At 70.6% G+C, this 18,493-nt stretch carries 18 protein-coding genes and 1 pseudogene; 10 read left to right on the forward strand and 9 right to left on the reverse strand.

Annotation, left to right across the window (positions count from 1 at the left end; translation table 11 throughout):
* Positions 1-56: 56 nt before the first annotated feature.
* Positions 57-572 carry an adenine phosphoribosyltransferase gene (locus AB1K54_RS15625; RefSeq protein WP_371203709.1) on the reverse strand — a complete coding sequence of 172 codons (516 nt, stop codon included), beginning with the start codon at positions 570-572 and terminating at the stop codon, positions 57-59.
* Positions 573-645: 73 nt separating this feature from the next.
* Here AB1K54_RS15625 and AB1K54_RS15630 point away from each other — a divergent pair, with 73 nt between their 5' ends.
* From AB1K54_RS15630 to AB1K54_RS15645, 4 genes are all read left to right on the forward strand, one after another.
* A complete protein-coding gene (locus AB1K54_RS15630) occupies positions 646-2,292 on the forward strand; it encodes a glycoside hydrolase family 13 protein (RefSeq protein WP_371203682.1) in 1,647 nt (548 codons plus the stop codon).
* Positions 2,293-2,324: 32 nt separating this feature from the next.
* On the forward strand, positions 2,325-3,344 hold the full coding sequence (locus AB1K54_RS15635; RefSeq protein WP_371203683.1) for a LacI family DNA-binding transcriptional regulator: 1,020 nt from the start codon (positions 2,325-2,327) through the stop codon (positions 3,342-3,344).
* Positions 3,345-3,354: 10 nt separating this feature from the next.
* Entirely contained in the window at positions 3,355-4,569 is a 1,215-nt protein-coding gene (locus tag AB1K54_RS15640) for an amidohydrolase (RefSeq protein WP_371203684.1), read from the forward strand.
* A 200-nt stretch (positions 4,570-4,769) separates the two neighbouring features.
* Complete coding sequence (locus tag AB1K54_RS15645; RefSeq protein WP_371203685.1) at positions 4,770-5,669, forward strand: hypothetical protein; 900 nt, start codon at positions 4,770-4,772, stop codon at positions 5,667-5,669.
* A 212-nt stretch (positions 5,670-5,881) separates the two neighbouring features.
* On the opposite strand, the gene AB1K54_RS15650 is transcribed toward AB1K54_RS15645, so the two are convergent.
* On the reverse strand, positions 5,882-6,949 hold the full coding sequence (locus AB1K54_RS15650) for a VanZ family protein (RefSeq protein WP_371203686.1): 1,068 nt from the start codon (positions 6,947-6,949) through the stop codon (positions 5,882-5,884).
* 121 nt (positions 6,950-7,070) lie between these two features.
* On the opposite strand from AB1K54_RS15650, the gene AB1K54_RS15655 reads away from it, so the two are divergent.
* From AB1K54_RS15655 to sufU, 3 genes are all read left to right on the forward strand, one after another.
* Entirely contained in the window at positions 7,071-9,167 is a 2,097-nt protein-coding gene (locus AB1K54_RS15655; protein ID WP_371203687.1) for an APC family permease, read from the forward strand.
* Between the two features lie 258 nt (positions 9,168-9,425).
* A complete protein-coding gene (locus tag AB1K54_RS15660; RefSeq protein WP_371203688.1) occupies positions 9,426-10,667 on the forward strand; it encodes a cysteine desulfurase in 1,242 nt (413 codons plus the stop codon).
* Positions 10,664-11,104: a Fe-S cluster assembly sulfur transfer protein SufU gene (sufU, locus tag AB1K54_RS15665; RefSeq protein WP_371203689.1), complete on the forward strand. Its 441-nt coding sequence runs from the start codon at positions 10,664-10,666 to the stop codon at positions 11,102-11,104. Before AB1K54_RS15660 ends, sufU begins: the two co-directional genes overlap by 4 nt.
* A gap of 109 nt (positions 11,105-11,213) precedes the next feature.
* On the opposite strand, the gene AB1K54_RS15670 is transcribed toward sufU, so the two are convergent.
* The 4 genes from AB1K54_RS15670 to AB1K54_RS15685 are packed head-to-tail and all read right to left on the reverse strand — an operon-like array spanning position 11,214 to position 13,498.
* Positions 11,214-11,981 (reverse strand): ABC transporter permease, encoded by a 768-nt coding sequence (locus AB1K54_RS15670; RefSeq protein ID WP_371203690.1) that lies wholly within the window; start codon positions 11,979-11,981, stop codon positions 11,214-11,216.
* A complete protein-coding gene (locus AB1K54_RS15675; RefSeq protein WP_371203691.1) occupies positions 11,978-12,772 on the reverse strand; it encodes an ABC transporter ATP-binding protein in 795 nt (264 codons plus the stop codon). Before AB1K54_RS15675 ends, AB1K54_RS15670 begins: the two co-directional genes overlap by 4 nt.
* Positions 12,769-13,137 carry a DUF1048 domain-containing protein gene (locus tag AB1K54_RS15680; protein WP_371203692.1) on the reverse strand — a complete coding sequence of 123 codons (369 nt, stop codon included), beginning with the start codon at positions 13,135-13,137 and terminating at the stop codon, positions 12,769-12,771. The genes AB1K54_RS15675 and AB1K54_RS15680 overlap by 4 nt, the downstream gene beginning before the upstream one ends.
* Position 13,138: 1 nt before the next feature.
* Positions 13,139-13,498 (reverse strand): PadR family transcriptional regulator, encoded by a 360-nt coding sequence (locus AB1K54_RS15685; RefSeq protein WP_371203693.1) that lies wholly within the window; start codon positions 13,496-13,498, stop codon positions 13,139-13,141.
* Between the two features lie 205 nt (positions 13,499-13,703).
* Here AB1K54_RS15685 and AB1K54_RS15690 point away from each other — a divergent pair.
* Together AB1K54_RS15690 and AB1K54_RS15695 are read left to right on the forward strand one after the other, a co-directional pair.
* Positions 13,704-15,116: pseudogene (locus AB1K54_RS15690) on the forward strand (ATP-binding protein); the annotation flags it as partial.
* The gene (locus AB1K54_RS15695; RefSeq protein WP_371203694.1) at positions 15,113-15,796 is read left to right on the forward strand and encodes a response regulator; all 684 of its coding nucleotides are present in this window, start codon (positions 15,113-15,115) and stop codon (positions 15,794-15,796) included. The pseudogene AB1K54_RS15690 and the gene AB1K54_RS15695, both read left to right, overlap by 4 nt.
* A 183-nt stretch (positions 15,797-15,979) precedes the next feature.
* Here the strand turns inward: AB1K54_RS15695 and AB1K54_RS15700 are convergent, their stop codons facing one another.
* Genes AB1K54_RS15700 through AB1K54_RS15710 form a run of 3 tightly spaced genes read right to left on the reverse strand, consistent with a single transcriptional unit; the run spans position 15,980 to position 16,986 of the window.
* Positions 15,980-16,534 carry a hypothetical protein gene (locus tag AB1K54_RS15700; RefSeq protein ID WP_371203695.1) on the reverse strand — a complete coding sequence of 185 codons (555 nt, stop codon included), beginning with the start codon at positions 16,532-16,534 and terminating at the stop codon, positions 15,980-15,982.
* Complete coding sequence (locus tag AB1K54_RS15705) at positions 16,531-16,770, reverse strand: hypothetical protein (protein WP_371203696.1); 240 nt, start codon at positions 16,768-16,770, stop codon at positions 16,531-16,533. The genes AB1K54_RS15700 and AB1K54_RS15705 overlap by 4 nt, the downstream gene beginning before the upstream one ends.
* A gap of 9 nt (positions 16,771-16,779) precedes the next feature.
* Complete coding sequence (locus AB1K54_RS15710) at positions 16,780-16,986, reverse strand: hypothetical protein (protein ID WP_371203697.1); 207 nt, start codon at positions 16,984-16,986, stop codon at positions 16,780-16,782.
* 474 nt (positions 16,987-17,460) lie between these two features.
* Between AB1K54_RS15710 and AB1K54_RS15715 the strand changes: the two genes are divergently transcribed.
* Positions 17,461-18,423: a hypothetical protein gene (locus AB1K54_RS15715; protein ID WP_371203698.1), complete on the forward strand. Its 963-nt coding sequence runs from the start codon at positions 17,461-17,463 to the stop codon at positions 18,421-18,423.
* Positions 18,424-18,493 lie beyond the last annotated feature (70 nt).

Here is an 18,493-nt window from a genome sequence, read left to right on the forward strand (position 1 = left end):
AATGAATCATGACGCACCCGTGTTGCGCTGGGGTTACGCCCGCGCGATCCGCCCGGTCAGGCCGTGAACACCGCGTGCACGTCGCCGACGAGTTCGCGACCGCCGAGACCTTCGAGCTCCATGAGCACCGTCGTGCCGACCGCGACCCCGCTCAGGCGTGCGACCAGCTCGTGCGCAGCGGCGAGGGTGCCGCCGGTCGCCAGCACGTCGTCGATCAGCAGCACGCGGGTGCCGGGGGCGAAATCGTCGTGGCATTCGATCGTGGCGGTGCCGTACTCGAGCTTGTATGAGACGGATGCCGCGGGCCGCGGCAGCTTGCCGGCCTTGCGGATCGGCACCAGGCCCACCCCCGCCGCGATCGCGGCGGCGCCGGCGAGCAGGAACCCGCGCGCCTCGATGCCGGCCACCATGTCGAAGGTGCCCGCGAAGGGCTCGATCATCGCCTCGATCGTGACCGCGAGCGCGTCGCGGTCGGCGAGCAGCGGCGTGATGTCGCGAAACAGCACGCCGGGCTCCGGGTAGTCCGGGATCGACATGATGAGCGACTCGGCACGGGCGAGGGATTCGGCGATGACCACGCGCCCACCCTAGCCGCGGGCACCCGGCATCCGTCCCCTGCAAGCGCTTGCAGTAAGATCGATGACCATGACCACCCTCCCCGGCGCCGAGTGGTGGCGCACCGCCGTCATCTACCAGATCTACCCCCGCTCCTTCGCCGACCTGACCGGCGACGGCATCGGCGACCTCCCCGGCATCACCGCGCACCTCGACGATCTGGTCGATCTTGGAGTCGACGCCATCTGGCTGAGCCCGTTCTACCGGTCGCCGCAGAAAGACGCCGGCTACGACGTGGCCGACTACTGCGATGTCGACCCGCTGTTCGGCAGCCTGCGCGACTTCGACGACATGCTCGCCGAAGCGCACCGCCGCGGCATCCGGGTCATCGTCGACCTCGTGCCCAACCACTCGTCCGACCAGCACGAGTGGTTCCAGCAGGCACTGGCCGCAGCCCCGGGCAGCCCCGAGCGTGCCCGCTACATGTTCCGCGACGGCAAGGGCGCAGGCGGCGAGCTGCCCCCGAACAACTGGGACTCTGTGTTCGGCGGTCCCGCGTGGACGCGCATCGTCGAGGCCGACGGCGAGCCGGGCCAGTGGTACCTGCACCTGTTCGACACGTCGCAGCCCGACTTCGACTGGACCAACCCCGAGGTGCAGGGCGAGTTCCGTCGCATCCTGCGGTTCTGGCTCGACCGCGGCGTCGACGGCTTCCGCGTCGACGTCGCGCACGGGCTCGTCAAGGCCGAGGGCCTGCCCGACTACGCGCACCCGGGCCACGAGGTCGACGCGATGGGCGGCCAGCATGGCGAGGTGCCGTTCTGGGGCCAGGAGGGCGTACACGAGATCTACCGCGACTGGCACCGCCTGCTGGCCGAGTACGCCGGCGACCGCGCGCTGTGCGCCGAGGCGTGGCTGCCGACCGTCGCGCAGACAGCGCTGTGGGTGCGTCCCGACGAGATGCACCAGGCGTTCAACTTCAACTACCTCGAGACCGGGTGGGATGCCGCACAACTCCGCGCGGTGATCGACGAGTCGCTCGCCGCCTACGCCGCGGTCGGCGCCCCGTCGACGTGGGTGCTGTCGAACCACGACGTCGTGCGGCACGCGTCGCGCCTCGCGCTCACCGCCGAGAACCCGCAGGGCCACGGCATCGGGCCGGACTCCCCCGGCAAGCCGATCCCCGAGGTCGGCCTGCGCCGCGCGCGCGCCGCGACGACGCTCATGCTCGCCCTCCCCGGCTCCGCCTATCTCTACCAGGGTGAGGAGCTGGGCCTTCCCGAGGTCATCGACATCCCCGGCGAGGCGCGGCAGGATCCGACGTGGTTCCGCACCGACGGTGAGCGCTACGGCCGCGACGGGTGCCGCGTTCCGATCCCCTGGACGGCGGATGCCCCCGCCTACGGCTTCAGCGCCACCGGCGAATCCTGGCTGCCGCAGCCGGCCGAGTGGGCCGCGCTCGCGCGCGACGCTCAGACCGCCGACCCCGCCTCGACCCTCTCGCTGTATCGCATGCTGCTGTCCGCTCGACGCGGACGCGGCCTCGGCGCCGGTGCGGTCGAGTGGCTCGAGTCCGCACCCGGTGTGCTCGCGCTCCGAAACGCGACCGTGACGGTCTTCGCCAACCTCGGCGAGGTTCCGATCCGGCGGCCCGAGGGCGTCGTGCTCATCGCCAGCGGCCCGCTCGACGGGGACTTCGTGCCCGTCGACACCACGATCTGGCTCGTGAACGACTGAGACCCGTCCCACCGGGCCTTGAAGGAGCGCACATGGTGAGCATCGATGAGGTCGCCCGGCTCGCCGGCGTGTCGACGGCGACGGTGTCCCGCGCGCTGAGCGGGCGGGGGCAGGTCTCGGCCCCCACGCGCGAGCGCGTCGAGACGGCGGCGAAGTCCCTCGGCTACGTCGTGTCGTCCACCGCGTCGAGCCTCGCGTCCGGCCGCACCCGCAACATCGGGGTGATCGTGCCGTTCCTCGACCGGTGGTTCTTCTCGACGGTGCTCAGCGGCATCGCCTCCGCGCTCATGCGCCGCGGGTACGACATCACGCTGTACAGCCTCACGGCCGACGGCGAGCAGCGGCGCAGCGTGTTCGCCGACTTCCTGCGCCGCCGGCGCGTCGACGGGGTCGTGGCCATCTCGATCGAGCTCGGCGACGAAGAGACCGAGCGGCTGCGCGAGCTCGACCTGCCGGTGATCGCGATCGGCGGTCCCAACCCGCGGCTGACGACGCTGACCGTCGACGACGTCGCGATGGCGCGGCTGGCGACCTCGCATCTGCTCGCGCTCGGTCACCGCGACATCGCCCACATCGGGGCGAGCCCCGAGTTCGACATCGACTTCCACATTCCGACGCGCCGCCGACAGGGCTTCGAGCAGGCGATGGCGGATGCGGGAGTCCCCGCCCATCCCGCCCTGTTCGAGCCGGCCGACTTCACGATCGAGGGCGGGTTCCGCGCCGCGCAGCGGCTGCTGGGGCGCCCCGGCGCCCGGCCGACGGCGATCTTCGTCGCGTCGGACGAGATGGCGATCGGCGCGATCCTCGCGGCGCGCGAACTCGGCATCCGCGTTCCCGACGATCTGTCGGTCATCGGCATCGACGGCCACGAGCTCGGCGAGTTCTTCCGCCTCACGACGGTCGACCAGTTCCCGCTGCGCCAGGGCGAGCGGGCGGCCGACGCGATCCTGGCCGAGCTCGAATCCGGCGCCGAGGCCGCCCCGCACCACGAGCCGGGGCGGCTGCCGTTCGAACTGATCGTGCGGGGATCGACCGGTGCGCTCTCCGCGTAGGCTCGACCCCATGACCCTCGACCTCGAAGCGCTGTACATCGACCTGCACCGCCACCCTGAGCTCTCGTTCCAGGAGACGCGCACCGCGGGGATCGTCGCCGCGCACCTGATGGATCTGGGCATCGAGTTCGAAGAGGGCGTCGGCCAGACCGGCGTGGTCGCCGTCATCCGCAACGGCGACGCACCCGTCGTGTGGCTGCGCGCCGACATGGACGGCCTGCCCGTCGAAGAGCGCACCGGCCTCGCCTACGCGAGCACCGCGCGCGGCACCGACCCCGCCGGCAACGACGTGCCCGTCATGCACGCGTGCGGCCACGACATGCACGTCACTGCGATGCTCGGCGCCCTGGAGCGCCTCGCCGCGACGAAGGACGAGTGGTCGGGCACGATCGTGGCGGTGTTCCAGCCCGCCGAGGAGTACGGGTCGGGCGCGCGGGCGATGCTCGACGCGGGTGTGCTCGAACGCTACCCCAAGCCCGACATCGTGCTCGGACAGCACCTGACTCCGCTGCCAGCAGGACAGATCGGCGTGCGACCGGGCACGCAGATGGCGGCATCCGACGGTCTCACCGTGAAGCTGTTCGGCCGCGGCGGCCACGGCTCGCGCCCGCATTCGACCATCGACCCGGTCGTCATGGCGGCGGCCACCGTCATGCGGCTGCAGACCATCGTGTCGCGCGAGGTCGACCCGCGCGACGTCGCCGTCGTCACTGTCGGATCGATCCACGCGGGGCTCAAGAACAACATCATCCCCGCCGAGGCGACCCTCGAGCTGAGCCTGCGCTACCCCGACGACGACGCCCGCCAGCGCGTGCTCGCACGCGTCGAGCGGGTCGTGCGGGCCGAGGCCGCGGCATCCGGAGCAGAGGTGCCCCCGACGATCGTCACCGACCACTCCCTGCCGCCCACGATCAACGACGCAGACGCCACCACGCGCCTCACGCGGGCGTTCGAGTCGGCGTTCGGCGACGGCAGCGTCGTCGACCCCGGAATGTTCACCGGCAGCGAGGACGTCTCGTGGTTCGCGCGCGACGCGGGCGTGCCGCTCGTGTACTGGTTCTGGGGCGGCGTCGACCCCGAGGCGTACGCCGCGGCGAAGGCCGCCGACACCCTCGACAGCGACATCCCGACGAACCACTCGCCGTTCTTCGCGCCGGTGCTGCACCCGACGATCGAGCGCGGCGTCGAGACGCTCGTGGTCGCGGCGCGGGAGTTCCTCGGCTGAATCGCGGGCCGGGCGGCCGTCCCGCCCCTCACGCGAGTCGTCGAGCGAGCGCAATGAGACGAAGCGCCGTCGGCCCCCTGAGCACACGACCCCCTGACGTTCATGAAGGCTCGAGGTGCTGACGTCTCTCGTCCTGTCCGTGATGGACAGGCAACTATGCTGGGTGTCGCTTTGGGCGGCAACTTACGAGATGGGGAATCGTGACGAGCAAGACACTTTCGGCGACGGCTCTGGCAGTCCTCCTCCTAGCCCTTGCTGGGTGCAACGCCACGGGGGCGATGAGCCCCGCGAGTGAAAGCTGTGACGTCACCGGCAGCGATCCGTCGCTCGAGACCATGCCTATGTTCACCTCGGACTCGGACATCGACACGGACGAGTGGCCGATACGAGGATTCGTCAAGGCCGGCGATGACTTCGAAGCAGGGGAAGGTGTCGAGGGCGTGCACGTCACGGTCTCCGGCGATGGATTCACGACGGTGATCTGCACCGATGGCGACGGTCGTTGGGGGTCGATGCTTCCCGCACCCGCCCCGTATACGGTGACATTGAACGAGGCGACGATTCCGGATGGGCTGACGCTCGTCTTCCCCAAGGACGCTGCGGGCCACAGGATCAACGTCGAAGAGGCCACGGCCTATCCCGTCGTAGAGAGCTTCCTCTTCGCGAAGTCATCGGACAATGACTCGGCTGATGCTGTCAGTGAGCCCGCTGACCAGTCCGCGTGGGACGTATGCGATAAGTATTACAACGCGCAGCTCGAGGCGTTCTCCGTCGCTTCGCCACAAGAACTCGACCCGTCAGATTACACCGAGGTCGGAGGGGTTACGCTCCCGTCGGTGCCAGGGTGCGCGTTCAGCGTCGTGCTCGGCAACGGGCAGACGCAGACGGCGTTGGGATGGGACTCTGCGGACTATTCTGCGATCTACAACGCCTTTATCACGGCTGGGTATACCGACTTCGTGGAGCCGTATGAGGACGCAGAGGGAGTGTCGTACACCTTCGCCCCGTCCACCGGTTCTCCGACCGTCAATCTCACCGCTGGTGAACGTGTCTATTCCGAGATCGGGATCGAAGGGGTCTGGGTCCTCGTTGTGGAGTGACGGACCACGCGAGTGATAAGGCGTCCCGGGCTCAGGTCGCCGTTTCGTCTCGCTCCCTGCGGTCGCTCGCTCAACGACCCGCGGAAGCGAAGCCCCCGCCCACCGGTCGTCGAGCCAACGCAGCAAGACGAAACAACCACCCGCGGAAGCGAAGCCCCCGCCCACCGGTCGTTGAGCGAGCGCAGCGAGACGAAACGACGACCCGGACTCCCTCACCCGTTCTCGAGCAGCTCGCGCACGCGCGCGTCGAAGAGCCGCTGCCCCGAGACGAGGCCGGGAAGCCCCCGCCGGTCGTCGGTCGTGAGCACGAGCGCGAGCGACGCGACGGCGAACACCGCGGCGGCCAGGCCCCACGCGCCGGGCAGCGCCGACAGCACGAGGTAGCCGCCGATCCCGCCGACGAGCCGCAGCACGCGCGCGAGCGCGACGGGCAGCGGGCCGCCCTCGAACCGCAGCCGCACGGCGAGGTCGCCCACGGTGCGACCCGTCGCGAGCACGACGACGAGCCACACGACGATCGTGACGACGTCGCCGACCAGTGCCGACGCCGAGCCGTCCTCCACCTCTTCTCGGGCGCCCAGCGCAAGCAGCGCGGCCTGCATGACAACGCCCACCGCGAGCGCGGTGAGCCACGCTCCGACGAGGTCGCACACCATCGCGAGGAGGCGCCGCCGACGCGTCACGGGGCGCGGGAGGTCGGCCCCCGGCATGCGCTCGCTGCCGCGCAACCGCGCCGGTACCAGCAGTCCGAGCACCGAGCCGATCACCGCGCCCGTGGTGTTGGTGAGCAGATCGTCGACGTCGAAGACCCGGTACGCGCACGGGTAGAGGCCCCACACACCGGTGAGCTGGGTGGTCTCGACGAAGGCCGAGACGGCGAGGCCGACCAGACCCGCGACGACGACCCCTCGACCGCCGAGCACCCGCACGAAGAAGCCGAGGGGCACGAAGAGCAGCACGTTCAGCAGCAGCTGCAGCACCGCCGGCCGCGTCACGAACGAACCGCCGGCCGCGAGCGCGTCGCGCACGTCGTCGACGAACGCGAACAGATCGCCGTTCGTTCCGACGCACACGATCGCGCCGGGGTCGGGCAGCGGCAGCAGCGTGTAGGCCCACAGCGCCCAGAAATAGACGAGGCCCGAGCCCCACAGCACCGCCCGTGCGACGCTCAGCCTGCCGTGACGGCGATAGCTGACGGCGACGAACGGCACGAACAGCACGGCCGCCGCCGCGATGCCGACGAGGATCGCGAGGATGCCGAGCCCCACCCTGTCCGTCACGGGTCGAGTCTCCCAGACGAGACAACGGGCGTTCGAGCCCGCCTGCGGGCCCGCATGGATTCCGTGAGGATGCCCGAACGGGTTCGTCCTGACGAAATCCTCGCGCGTAGTATCGCCGGACGTGACGAACGACAGCCGTGAGCCGAGCGAAGAGACGCCGATCGCGAAACGCCTCCTGATCGGGGATCCTCTCGCGACAGCCGCGCAGGACGAACACCTGCTGCGCAAGCGCCTGGCGCTGCCGATCTTCGCGTCCGACGCGCTGTCGTCGGTGGCCTACGCCCCGCAGGAACTGCTCATGATCCTGCTCATCGGCGGCACCGCGTTCCTCGCGTTCAGCCCCTGGGTGGCCGCGGCGGTCGTGGTGCTGCTGGTGGTCGTCGTGATCAGCTACCGCCAGCTCATCAAGGCCTACCCCTCCGGCGGCGGCGACTACGAGGTCGCCCGCACGAACCTCGGCGAGGTGCCGGGGGTCGTGGTCGCCGCGGCGCTGCTGATCGACTACGTCCTCACCGTGGCGGTGTCGGTCGCCTCCGGCGTCGACAACATCATCTCGGCGATCCCGCAGCTCGACTCGGGCCGGGTCGAGCTCGCGGTCGGCTTCGTCGTGGTGATCATCCTGGTGAACCTGCGGGGCGTGCGCGAGGCATCCCTCGTCTTCGCCCTGCCGACCTACATCTTCATCGGCTCGGTCGCCGTCATGATCGTCGTTGGGGTGACGCGCATCGTCATGGGCGATCCGCCCGTGGCCTCCAGCGCCGACTACGCGGTGCAGGCCGAGTCGCTCTCGCAGGCGGCGGTGATCCTGCTGATCCTGCGGGCGTTCTCGAGTGGATGCTCCGCCCTCACCGGCGTCGAAGCCGTGGCCAACGGCGTGCCCGCCTTCCGCAAGCCCAAGGTGCGAAACGCCCAGACGACTCTGGCGCTGATGGGCACGATCGCGATCCTGCTGTTTTCGGGACTCACGCTGCTCGCGCTCGTGTCGGGGGTGCACTACGCCGAGAACCCGTGCCACCTGATCGGCTTCGACTGCGAAAGCGCGCCGCAGCCGAGCCTCATGGCCCAGATCGCCGCGGCCACGTTCGGCATGGGGTCGATCCCGTTCTTCATCGTGCAGGCGGCGACCGCGGTGGTGCTGCTGCTCGCGGCCAACACCGCGTTCAACGGCTTCCCACTGCTGGGGGCGGTGCTCGCGCGCGACGGCTACGCCCCGAAGGCCCTCAACACGCGCGGCGACCGGCTGGTGTACTCCAACGGCATGGTGATCCTCGGGCTCGCGGCGATCCTCGTGCTGATCGTCTACCAGGCGAACCTCACGAACCTCATCCAGCTGTACATCATCGGCGTGTTCGTGTCGTTCTCGCTGGGGCAGATCGGCATGATCCGGCACTGGCTGCGAGGGCTCAAGACGATCAGGGGCTACCGGCCCGAGGCGCGGGCCGAGGCATCCGTGCGCTCTGAAGCGCTCTCGTACCGCAAGGGTCTCGTGATCAACTCGCTCGGGGCGACCCTCACCGTGTCGGTGCTCGCGATCGTCACGATCACGAAGTTCACGCACGGCGCGTGGCTGGTGTTCCTGGCGATCCCGATCCTCGCGACGCTCATGATCGGCGTGAACCGCTACTACCGCGACGTCGAGCACGAGATCGCCGTCGACGACTCGACCCGTTTCGGCTCGTCGGGAGACCTCGCGCTGATCCTCGTGAACCGGCTGCAGAAGCCGATCGTGAAGGCCATCGACTACGCGCTGGCAGCCAAGCACGACAAGACCCTCGCGCTGCACGTGGCCGTGTCGAAGGAGGACGCCCAGACCCTGCAGGAGCAGTGGAGAGAGCACCGGATGCCGGTGCCCCTGGTCATCATCGAGTCGCCGTTCCGCCACTACGCCGCCCCGGTCGCGCGGTTCATCGAGACCTACCGCGAGTCGCACGGATCGTCAGTGGTGACCGTCTACCTGCCGCAGTACATCGTCGGGCACTGGTGGGAGTCGCTGCTGCACAACCGCCGCTCGCGCCGCATCGGGCAGCAGCTCATGCTCATCCACGGCGTCACGATCACCCTCGTGCCGTGGCTGCTGGACTCGACGGAACTCATCTACGGGCGCCGTTCGCGGCCGCTTCCCGGCGACGAACGGGCCGGCCGCGGCTTCGACCACTTCGACGATCCGGTGATGCTGGCGTCGAAGTCGAGCCTCGAACGCACGGACCGCCCGGACTGACCCCCTCCCCCGTCCCCCGTCCCCGGCCCGGCCCCCGGCCCGGGCCCGCGTGCACAACGCAGGACATGCTGTGGCCGGGTATGCGGCGACGGCCGATATGACGCGGCGGCGCGCGCTTCGCGCCGCCGATCTTCCTGCGTTGTGCCGGTCGGCGCCGATCCCCGCGGTACCTGCGTTGTGCGGGTCGGCGCCGATCCCCGTGGTTCCTGCGTTGTGCGGGTCGGCGCCGATCCCCGCGGCGCGGCGTAGCCTGGAGGGATGACCACGAGTCTCGACGCGACCTCCGTGCGGGGCGACTTTCCGCTGCTCGACGTGACGGTCGACGGGCATCCGCTCGTCTACCTCGACTCTGCGGCGACCAGCCAGAAGCCGCAGGCGGTGATCGACGCCGAGGTGGCGTTCCTGACGCGGTCGAACGCGGCCGTGCACCGCGGCGCGCACACGCTCGCGGCCGAGGCGACCGAGCTTTACGAGCAGGCCCGCGCGACGGTCGCGGAGTTCGTCGGCGCCCGCCCCGAGCAGCTCGTCTGGACGAGCGGGGCGACGGCGGGGATCAACCTCGTCGCGTACTCCCTCGGCAACGCCGGCACGCTGCGCCCCGGCGACGAGATCGTCGTGACCGAGTCCGAGCATCACGCGAACCTCATCCCGTGGCAGGAGCTCGCCCGCCGCACGGGCGCGGTGCTGCGCCACATCCCGGTGCACGACGACGGCACGATCGACACGGATGCCGCGGCATCCGTCATCTCGGACCGCACGCGCCTGGTCGCCTTCCCGCATGTGTCGAACGTGCTGGGCATCGTCAACCCGGTCGCCGCGCTCGTCTCGCTCGCGCACGGAGTCGGCGCGCTGACCGTGATGGACGCGTGCCAGTCGGCGCCGCACCTGCCGCTGGACCTGCCCGCCCTCGGCGTCGACCTCGCCGTCTTCTCGGGGCACAAGATGCTCGGGCCGTACGCGATCGGCGGGCTCTACGGCCGGTCGGAGGTGCTCGAGACCCTGCCGCCGTTCCTCACCGGCGGGTCGATGATCACGACCGTCACGCTCGACGAGGCCCAGTACCTGCCGCCGCCGCAGCGGTTCGAGGCCGGAACGCAGCCGGTGTCGCAGGCGATCGGCCTCGCCGCCGCCGTGCGGTACCTCGACCGGGTCGGCATGGACGCCGTGCACGCGCACGAGACCGCCCTCGGCGAGCGCATGGGCGAGGGGCTGCGGACGATCCCGGGCATCCGGCTGCTCGGCGATGCGCCGGGCGCGGAGCGTGTCGCGCTGTGGGCGTTCGACGTCGACGGGGTGCACGCGCACGACGCGGGGCAGTTCCTCGACTCACGGGGCATCGCGGTGCGCGTCGGGCACCACTGCGCCCAGCCGCTGCACCGCCGCTTCGGCCTGACCGCGTCGGTGCGGGCATCCGCCGCGCTCTACAACACGCCCGACGAGATCGACCGGTTCCTCGACGCGGTGGCGGGCATCCGCCCGTTCTTCGGGGTGACCTCGTGAGCGGGCTCGAGTCGCTGTATCAGGAGCTCATTCTCGACCATTCGAAGCGCCCGCACGGTCGCGGGCTCGCGCCCGACGCGGCGGCGACCAGCCACCAGCGCAACCCGATCTGCGGCGACGAGATCACGCTCGGGGTTCGCGTTCAGGGCGACCGGGTCACAGATGTCACCTGGGACGGCGCCGGGTGCTCGATCTCGCAGGCGTCGGCGTCGATGCTCGCCGCGCTGATCGAAGAAGACGGCGGGATGCCGCGGGCCGAGGCATCCGCTCTCATCGACCGCTTTCGCGAGGCGCTGCGCTCGCGCGGCGAGCTGCCCCTCGACGAGGAGGTCTTCGGCGACGCCGCCGCCCTGTCGGGCGTTTCGAGGTACACCGCGCGCGTGAAGTGCGCGATGCTCGCGTGGGTCGCGTTCGAGGACGCGCTCGCGCGGGCCTGATGGTGAAGGTCGGGCAGCTGCAGAACTCCTCCAATCCGAGCGGGATCGGAGCAGAGCACCCGAGAACGGCCACGGCCCGAATCCATCGGAGGAGTTCTGCAGCACTGCGTCAGCTCATGCGGCGGCGGTAGAGCGCGATCGCGAGGCCGTAGGCGACGACGAGGATTCCGACGAGCCACGCGAGCGCGATCCAGATCTGGCCGCCGACGGGCTGCTCGTCGAACAGCGCGCGGAGGGTGTTCACGATGGGTGTGACCGGCTGGTTCTCGGCGAACCACTGCACGGGGCCGGGCATCGACTCGGTCGGCACGAACGCCGACGAGATGAACGGCAGGAAGATCAGCGGGTACGAGAACGCGCTGGCGCCGTCGACGGTCTTGGCGCTGAGCCCTGCGACGACCGCGAGCCAGGTCATGGCCAGGGTGAACAGGATCAGGATGCCGGCCGCCGCCAGCCACGCGCCGATCGAGGCGCCCGTGCGCAAGCCGAACAGCACCGCGGCCGCCACGACGATCGCGAGCGATACGAGGTTCGCCACGAGCGACGTGAGCACGTGTGCCCACAGCACACCCGAGCGGGCGATGGGCATCGACTGGAAGCGCTCGAAGATGCCGCCCTGCAGGTCGAGGAATAGCCGGTAAGAGGTGTACGCGACGCCCGAGGCGATCGTGATGAGCAGGATGCCGGGCAGCATGTAGTCGATGTACGAGTCCGACACTCCGCCGGTGTCGATGGCGCCGCCGAACACGAACACGAACAGCAGCATGATCGCGATCGGCATGACCGCAGTGGTGATGATCGTGTCGGGGCTTCGCAGAATGTGCCGCAGCGAACGCTTCGTGAGAACGGCGGTGTCGCCGAGGGCGTGGGTGGTCATGATGCGGTTCCCTTCTCGCGAGCCTTGTCGCTCTTGTCGCCGACCAGGGTGAGGAAGATCTGCTCGAGGGTGGGCTGCTTCTCGACGTACTCGACCGTCGCGGGCGGCAGCAGGCGCTTGAGCTCGTCGAGCGTGCCGTTGGCGATGATCGTGCCTTCGTGCAGGATCGCGATGCGGTCGGCGAGCTGTTCGGCCTCGTCGAGGTACTGCGTGGTCAGCAGCACCGTCGTGCCGCCGCGCGCGAGCTCGCGCACCGCCGCCCACACCTCGAGGCGGGCCTCGGGGTCGAGTCCGGTCGTCGGCTCGTCGAGGAACACCACCGGCGGGTCGCCGATGAGGCTCATCGCGATGTCGAGCCGGCGGCGCATGCCGCCGGAGTACGTGCCCGCGCGGCGCGCGCCCGCCTCGCTGAGACCGAAGCGGTCGAGCAGGGCGTCGGCGATCGCTGCGGGGTTCCTCTGGTGGCGCAGCTGGGCGACCAGCACGAGGTTCTCGCGGCCGGTCAGCACCTCGTCCACGGCGGCGAACTGCCCGGTGAGGCTGATCGCCTCGCGGACCTCGGCGGCGTGCGACGACACATCGAAGCCCGAGACGACGGCGGTGCCGGCATCCGTTCTGAGGAGTGTAGACAGAATGCGCACGAGCGTGGTCTTGCCGGCCCCGTTCGAGCCCAGCAGCGCGAAGATCGAGCCGCGCTCGACCGCGAAGTCGACCCCGCGCAGCACGTGGAGGTCTTTGAACGACTTCTCGATGCCGCGGACCTCGATGGCGGCTGCGGTGAGAGCGGTCACGACTCCTGCTCCCGTTCTGCGTCTTCGACGACCTTGGCGAGCCGTGCGCGCTCTTTGTCGATCCACTGCTTGCCGCTGTAGGCGGCGGCGAACTCCTCGGCGAAGGCGGCCGGGTCATCGCCCACGACATCGCGCACCGGCGTGCCGTCGGCGGCCGCGCGCTCCCATAGGTCGGCGAGGTCGCTGTGCATCGCGACGAGCGTGCCGCCGTCGACGACTCCGCCCGCGTACGCGAGGTAGCGCTCGACGGCCTTTGCGACTGCGGCGTAGGGCTCGGGCAGCGCCTCGATGCGCGCCTTGGCCTGCTTGTACTGCTTCTTCTGCTCGAGCGAGCCGGTCACGATCTCGTACCACTTGCCGGCCATGTCAGTTCTCTCCTTCGGTCTGCGGGGTCTGCGTTGCGTGCGGGGTGCGCAGCGTTTCGAGCCGGTCCGAGAGAAAGCTCCACGTCTTCCAGAACCCGTCGAGGTACTGCGTGCCCTGCGCGTTGAGGGTGTACACCTTGCGGGGCGGCCCCTTCTCGGACGGCACCTTCTCGACGTCGACGAGCCCGCGCTGCTCCACCCGCACGAGCAGCGCGTACACGGTGCCCTCGGCGATGTCGGCGAAGCCCTGCTCGCGCAGCCACGCGGTGATCTCGTACCCGTACGCGGGCCTGGACGCGAGGATCGCGAGCACCATGCCCTCGAGGATGCCCTTGAGCATCTCGGTCTCCTGCTTGCCCATCGAGTGACCTCCCCTCGGTACTCATTGTTGATGACTACCAGTAGACAGTAACACTGAATACCGGGTACGTGGCAAGAGTGAGTAGTGACCTTTTCCGCATGGATTCCGTGAGCACCACCCGTACGGCACCGCGCCGCGGCATCAGTCGACTTAGGATTCAGGCGTGCAGGCCACCGACCGGCCGAAGACCGACCCGCTCCGCGCGCTTCCCCGCATGTCGGGCGGCGCGCTGGCCCGACGGCGCATCGTTCTCGGGTTCGTCGTCGCGGGTGCGGGCGGCCCGCTGCTCACGTGGCTGCTGTATGCGCTGCGCACTCCGCAGTCGATCACGACCGAAGTGCTCGCATATCAGCTGCTCGTGGTCGTCGCAGCGCTGATCGGCGGCATCTGGCCGGCGGTGTTCGCCGCTGTGCTGTCGGGTCTGACCCTGGACTACCTGTTCGTCGCGCCCCAGTTCGAGGTGGCCATCGCCGACCCCCTTCACCTGCAGGCGCTGCTGCTGTACGTCGTCACGGCCGTGCTCGTCAGCTACATCGTCGACCAGGCCGCGCGTCGCGAACGCGCGGCCTGGCGCGCGACCGCCGAGGCGGAGCTGCTCACCGCGGTCGCCGGCGGCGTGCTGCGCGGCCAAGGCGCGGTGCCCGCCCTCGTCGCGCGGGCACGCGAGGCTTTCGGCATGACCGGCGTCCGGCTCGTGGCCGCCGACGGCTCGGTGCTGGCGACCGACGGTGAGCCGGTGCCGGACGGCAGGTCGATCGCGGTGCCGGTCGAGCACGGCACGGGGGCCACCCTCGAACTGCACGGCGGCACGCTGGATGCCGCGGACCAGCGCCTGCTCGACGTCGTCGTGGCGCAGCTCGGCGCCGCGCTGGACCGCACCGAACTGGCCGACGCGGCGCGCGAGGCGGAGGTGCTGGCCGAGACGGACCGTGTGCGCGCGGCGCTGCTGTCGGCCGTGAGCCACGACCTGCGCCGCCCGCTCGCCGCCGCGATCGCCGCCGTCGGCGGGCTGCGCACGGCGGGACCGGCTCTCTCGCCCGATGACCGCGACGAGCTGCTCGCGACAGCCGACGAATCACTCGCCGCACTGTCGAAGCTCGTGACCGATCTGCTCGATGTCAGCCGCGTGGAGGCCGGCGTGCTCGCGGTGTCGCTGCGCGCCGTCGACGTCGCCGATGTCGTGGTCGCCGCCATCGACGAACTGGGCGCGCGTCCAGACGAGGTCGAGTTCGATCTCGACTCCGACCTGCCCGCCGCGAGCGCCGACCCGGTGCTGCTGCAGCGGGTGGTCGTCAACGTGCTCGCCAACGCCCTGCGCCACACGCGCCCGGGCACACGCGTGCGCGTCACCGCGACCGCCCCCGCCACCCGCTCCGACCGGGTCGAGATCCGCGTCGCCGACCGCGGCCCCGGAATACCGCCCGAGCGCCGCGACGACATGTTCGCCCCGTTCCAGCGGCTCGGCGACACCGACAACAGCACCGGGCTCGGGCTCGGGCTCGCGCTGTCGAAGGGGTTCGCCGAGGGCATGGGGGCAACGCTCACGCCCTCGGCCACCGCCGGCGGCGGGCTCACCATGACGATCGCGCTGGCACGGGCGGACGGCGCCGACTCGTGAAGGTGCTCATCGCCGACGACGACCCGCAGCTCGTGCGCGCCCTGCGCATCACCCTCGCGGCGCACGGCTACGACGTCATCGCGGCACCGGACGGCGCCGCCGCCGTGGCCGCCGCCGCGAAACAGAACCCGGACGTCGTGATGCTCGACCTCGGGATGCCGCGCCTCGACGGCCTCGAGGTGATCGCCGCGCTCCGCGGCTGGAGCGACGTGCCGATCATCGTGGTCTCGGGCCGCACCGGCTCCGGCGACAAGGTCGAGGCGCTGGACGCCGGCGCCGACGACTACGTCACCAAGCCTTTCCAGATCGACGAGCTGCTCGCACGCCTGCGGGCGCTGACGCGGCGGGCCGGGGCATCCGTCGGTCAGCCCTTCGTTCGGTTCGGCGACGTCGACGTCGACCTGTCGACCAAGACCGTGACGCGCGCCGGCGCACGCGTGCACCTCACCCCCACCGAGTGGCGCATGCTGGAGTTTCTCGCCCGCAACCCCGGCTCGCTCGTCACGCGGCAGGCGCTGCTCAAGGACCTGTGGGGCACCGATCAGGTCAACGACACCGGCTACCTGCGGCTGTACGTGTCGCAGCTGCGCAAGAAGCTCGAGCGCGACCCCGCCCACCCCGTGCACCTGCTGACCGAGTCGGGCATGGGCTACCGGCTGGTGCTCGACGACGACGCGTGAGCCGCGTCTGACGGGTCGGCCCACGGCGTGGCGCCGCACCCCTCTGCAGAACTCCTCCATCGCGGCGACCAGGTCCCGAGGCTGCCGCGGATTCTCGCAGGTCGCGGTGGGATTCGAGCGCAGATCGGCGGAGTTCTGCAGACACCCCCCGCCGCCCCAGGGCCGCGCGCGAGCCAGCCGGTCTCACCCCGAGCCGAGCGCCGCCGTGCCCACCACCGCGGCCCACGCCCCCATCGCGAGGAAGACGGGTGCGCCGACCACTCCGCACCAGAAGCTGCGGGCGACGTCGGATGCCGGCATCGCGAAGGCCACCACGGCCACGAGCGTCAGCAGCACGGCCGGGATGAACAGCGCCGGCTGCGCCAGCACCGGCGCGAGCGCGAAGAAATGGATGCCGACGACGACGAGGACGAGCGGCGAGACCAGGTCGTTCAATCGGGCGCGGATCGCGAAGTACGCCAGCACCGCGCACGCGATCAGCTCGACCCAGAACACCACGATGTAGGTGATGAAGGCGCCGCTTCCGGGGTCGATCGCGGTGGGTTCGCCCCAGTTCGCGATGAGCACCGGGGTCGTGAGCGCCGCCAGCACGAGGCCGGCGAGCGACAGGGCCCCGAGCAGGATGCGCCACCACACCGACCGCGGCGGGCTCTCCTGCGCCCAGCCCGCCCACACGAAGGCGGCCACCCCGAACAGCGCGCCGATGAAGACGAGGTCGCGGGGAAAGTCCGGGTTCACGCGTCAGGCCACCGGCGCCGAGGCATCCGCACGAGCGAGGTCACCATGACCCCCACGATCACGACGAACTGCACGATGTTCACCAGCGGGGTGTCATTGCGGATCGTGCCGGCGTACACCGCCGACTGCACGACGGCCGAGAAGCCGGTCGCGATGGCGAGGTAGGTCGCGAACAGCATGCCCACGATCGATGCTCCGCAGCGGGCACTCCGGTCGAACCTCAGCTCGGGGGCCATGCCGCGAGACTAGTGCATGGCCGCCCGCGGGGATCGGCGCACGTACGAGGGGGTCATGACCGAGAACAGAGCGGATGCCGCGGCACACCCGCCCGACGAAGCCACCACGTCCCGGCGGGAGTTCCTGCGGCGGACGGGCGTCGCGGCGGCGAGCGTCGCGGCGGCGAGCGTCGCGATCGGCGGGTCGACCGGAGCGGCGATCGCTGCGGTGGCCACGACGCATCCGGCCGGGAGAGAGGGCTTCGCGTTCGACCGCTGGGGAGTGCGCGTGCCCGCGATCGTGGTGAGCGCTTACACCGACGCCGGCACCGTGATCCACGACGAGATGCACCACGGCTCGATCATCAACTCGCTGTGCTGCCTGCACGGCCGGCGGCCCCTCACCGATCGCGATCAGACGGCGAACCCGATCCTCAATGCCGTGAACCTCACCACCCCGCGGCAGGCGTACGCGTGGCCGCACCCCGGCGCGGATCCGCGTCCCGGCGCGGATCCGCGTCGAGCGCGGCACTTTCCTGCGAGCGCTGCGTCGCGCGACGGCGCGGTCGCAGGAAACTGCAGCGTTCAGGTATCACGCAGCTCTGCACGCGCCTCCTCCCCAGGCGGGGCGGCGACCGGCGCGTCACGCGGGTATTCCACAGTCGACGGCTCGGGGGACCTCGCTTCGTCTCGCGGCGCGAAGCTCGGTTCATGTGGCTCGACGACCCTCCGCTTACGACCGTGTTCCGCCGCCGCGAGAACGACGGCGAACCCGTCAACGACCGGCGGCTGCGCGCGCGAATCGAAAGCGGCGAGGTGCAGCGCATCGCGCGCGGCGTGTTCGCGCCGAGCGCGCAATGGCGGTCCCTCACCCCGCTCGCCCGTCACGCGCAGCGGGTGTGGGAGGCTGCCGCGCGGATGCGGGACAGCGCGCTCGTGTCGCACTTCGCGGCGTCCGCCGTGCACGGGATCGACATCCTCGGTTCCTGGCCGCAAGAGATAGACGTGAGCATCGCGTCGGCCTCCGGGGGTCGTTCCAGCGGCGGCATCCGTCGGCATGCTCGTGATCTCTCGCTGGTCGACACCATGCCTTGGGGCCGCCACTTCGTCACGACTCCGCTTCAGACCGCCGTCGACCTCATCGCCGCGTTGCGATTCACCGAGGGCGTCGCCGTCGCCGATCAGGCGCTGTGGGCGAGGCGACCTTCGGGCGCCCTTGTTGCGGCCGCAGAACTGGTCGAGGCATCCGATCGTGTCACAGGGCGCGGATCGGCGCGCGCGGTGCGCGCCGCGCGCTTCGCATCGAGCAAGTCCGACAGCGTTCGCGAGTCGCAGAGCCGGGTTCTCATCGCGAGCATGGGGTTTCCCGCTCCCGAGCTGCAGGCGAGGTTCGTGCTGTCCGACGGGCGGGAGGCGTTCACGGACTTCTTCTGGCGGGAGCACCGCCACATCGGCGAGTTCGACGGCGTCGGCAAGTACCGCGACCCGCAACTGCTCCGCGGTCGCACCCCCGAGCAGGTCGTGATCGCCGAGAAGGATCGCGAGGACGAGCTCCGCCGCCAGGTGAACGCCTTCTCGCGCTGGCGGATGCCGGAGCTGAGCTCGCCGCGCAGGCTCTACGACATCCTCTGCAGTGCCGGTCTGCCGACGGCCTCACCGCGTCCGGGTCGCTGAGCCGGCTCGCTCGGCGGCGGCGAGCGCGGCACTTTCCTGCGAGCGCTGCGGCGCGCGACGGCGCGGTCGC

This window comes from Microbacterium sp. BWT-B31, assembly GCF_041379855.1.
Taxonomy (GTDB): Bacteria; Actinomycetota; Actinomycetes; order Actinomycetales; family Microbacteriaceae; genus Microbacterium.

Coding starts and splice junctions, on each gene's coding strand:
- AB1K54_RS15635 (WP_371203683.1), top strand. CDS start 2,325: ATGGTGAGCATCGATGAGGTCGCCCGGCTCGCCGGCGTGTCGACGGCG.
- AB1K54_RS15715 (WP_371203698.1), top strand. CDS start 17,461: ATGTGGCTCGACGACCCTCCGCTTACGACCGTGTTCCGCCGCCGCGAG.
- AB1K54_RS15685 (WP_371203693.1), bottom strand. CDS start 13,498: ATGGGCAAGCAGGAGACCGAGATGCTCAAGGGCATCCTCGAGGGCATG.
- AB1K54_RS15630 (WP_371203682.1), top strand. CDS start 646: ATGACCACCCTCCCCGGCGCCGAGTGGTGGCGCACCGCCGTCATCTAC.
- AB1K54_RS15660 (WP_371203688.1), top strand. CDS start 9,426: ATGACCACGAGTCTCGACGCGACCTCCGTGCGGGGCGACTTTCCGCTG.
- AB1K54_RS15670 (WP_371203690.1), bottom strand. CDS start 11,981: ATGACCACCCACGCCCTCGGCGACACCGCCGTTCTCACGAAGCGTTCG.
- AB1K54_RS15640 (WP_371203684.1), top strand. CDS start 3,355: ATGACCCTCGACCTCGAAGCGCTGTACATCGACCTGCACCGCCACCCT.
- AB1K54_RS15705 (WP_371203696.1), bottom strand. CDS start 16,770: ATGGCCCCCGAGCTGAGGTTCGACCGGAGTGCCCGCTGCGGAGCATCG.
- AB1K54_RS15680 (WP_371203692.1), bottom strand. CDS start 13,137: ATGGCCGGCAAGTGGTACGAGATCGTGACCGGCTCGCTCGAGCAGAAG.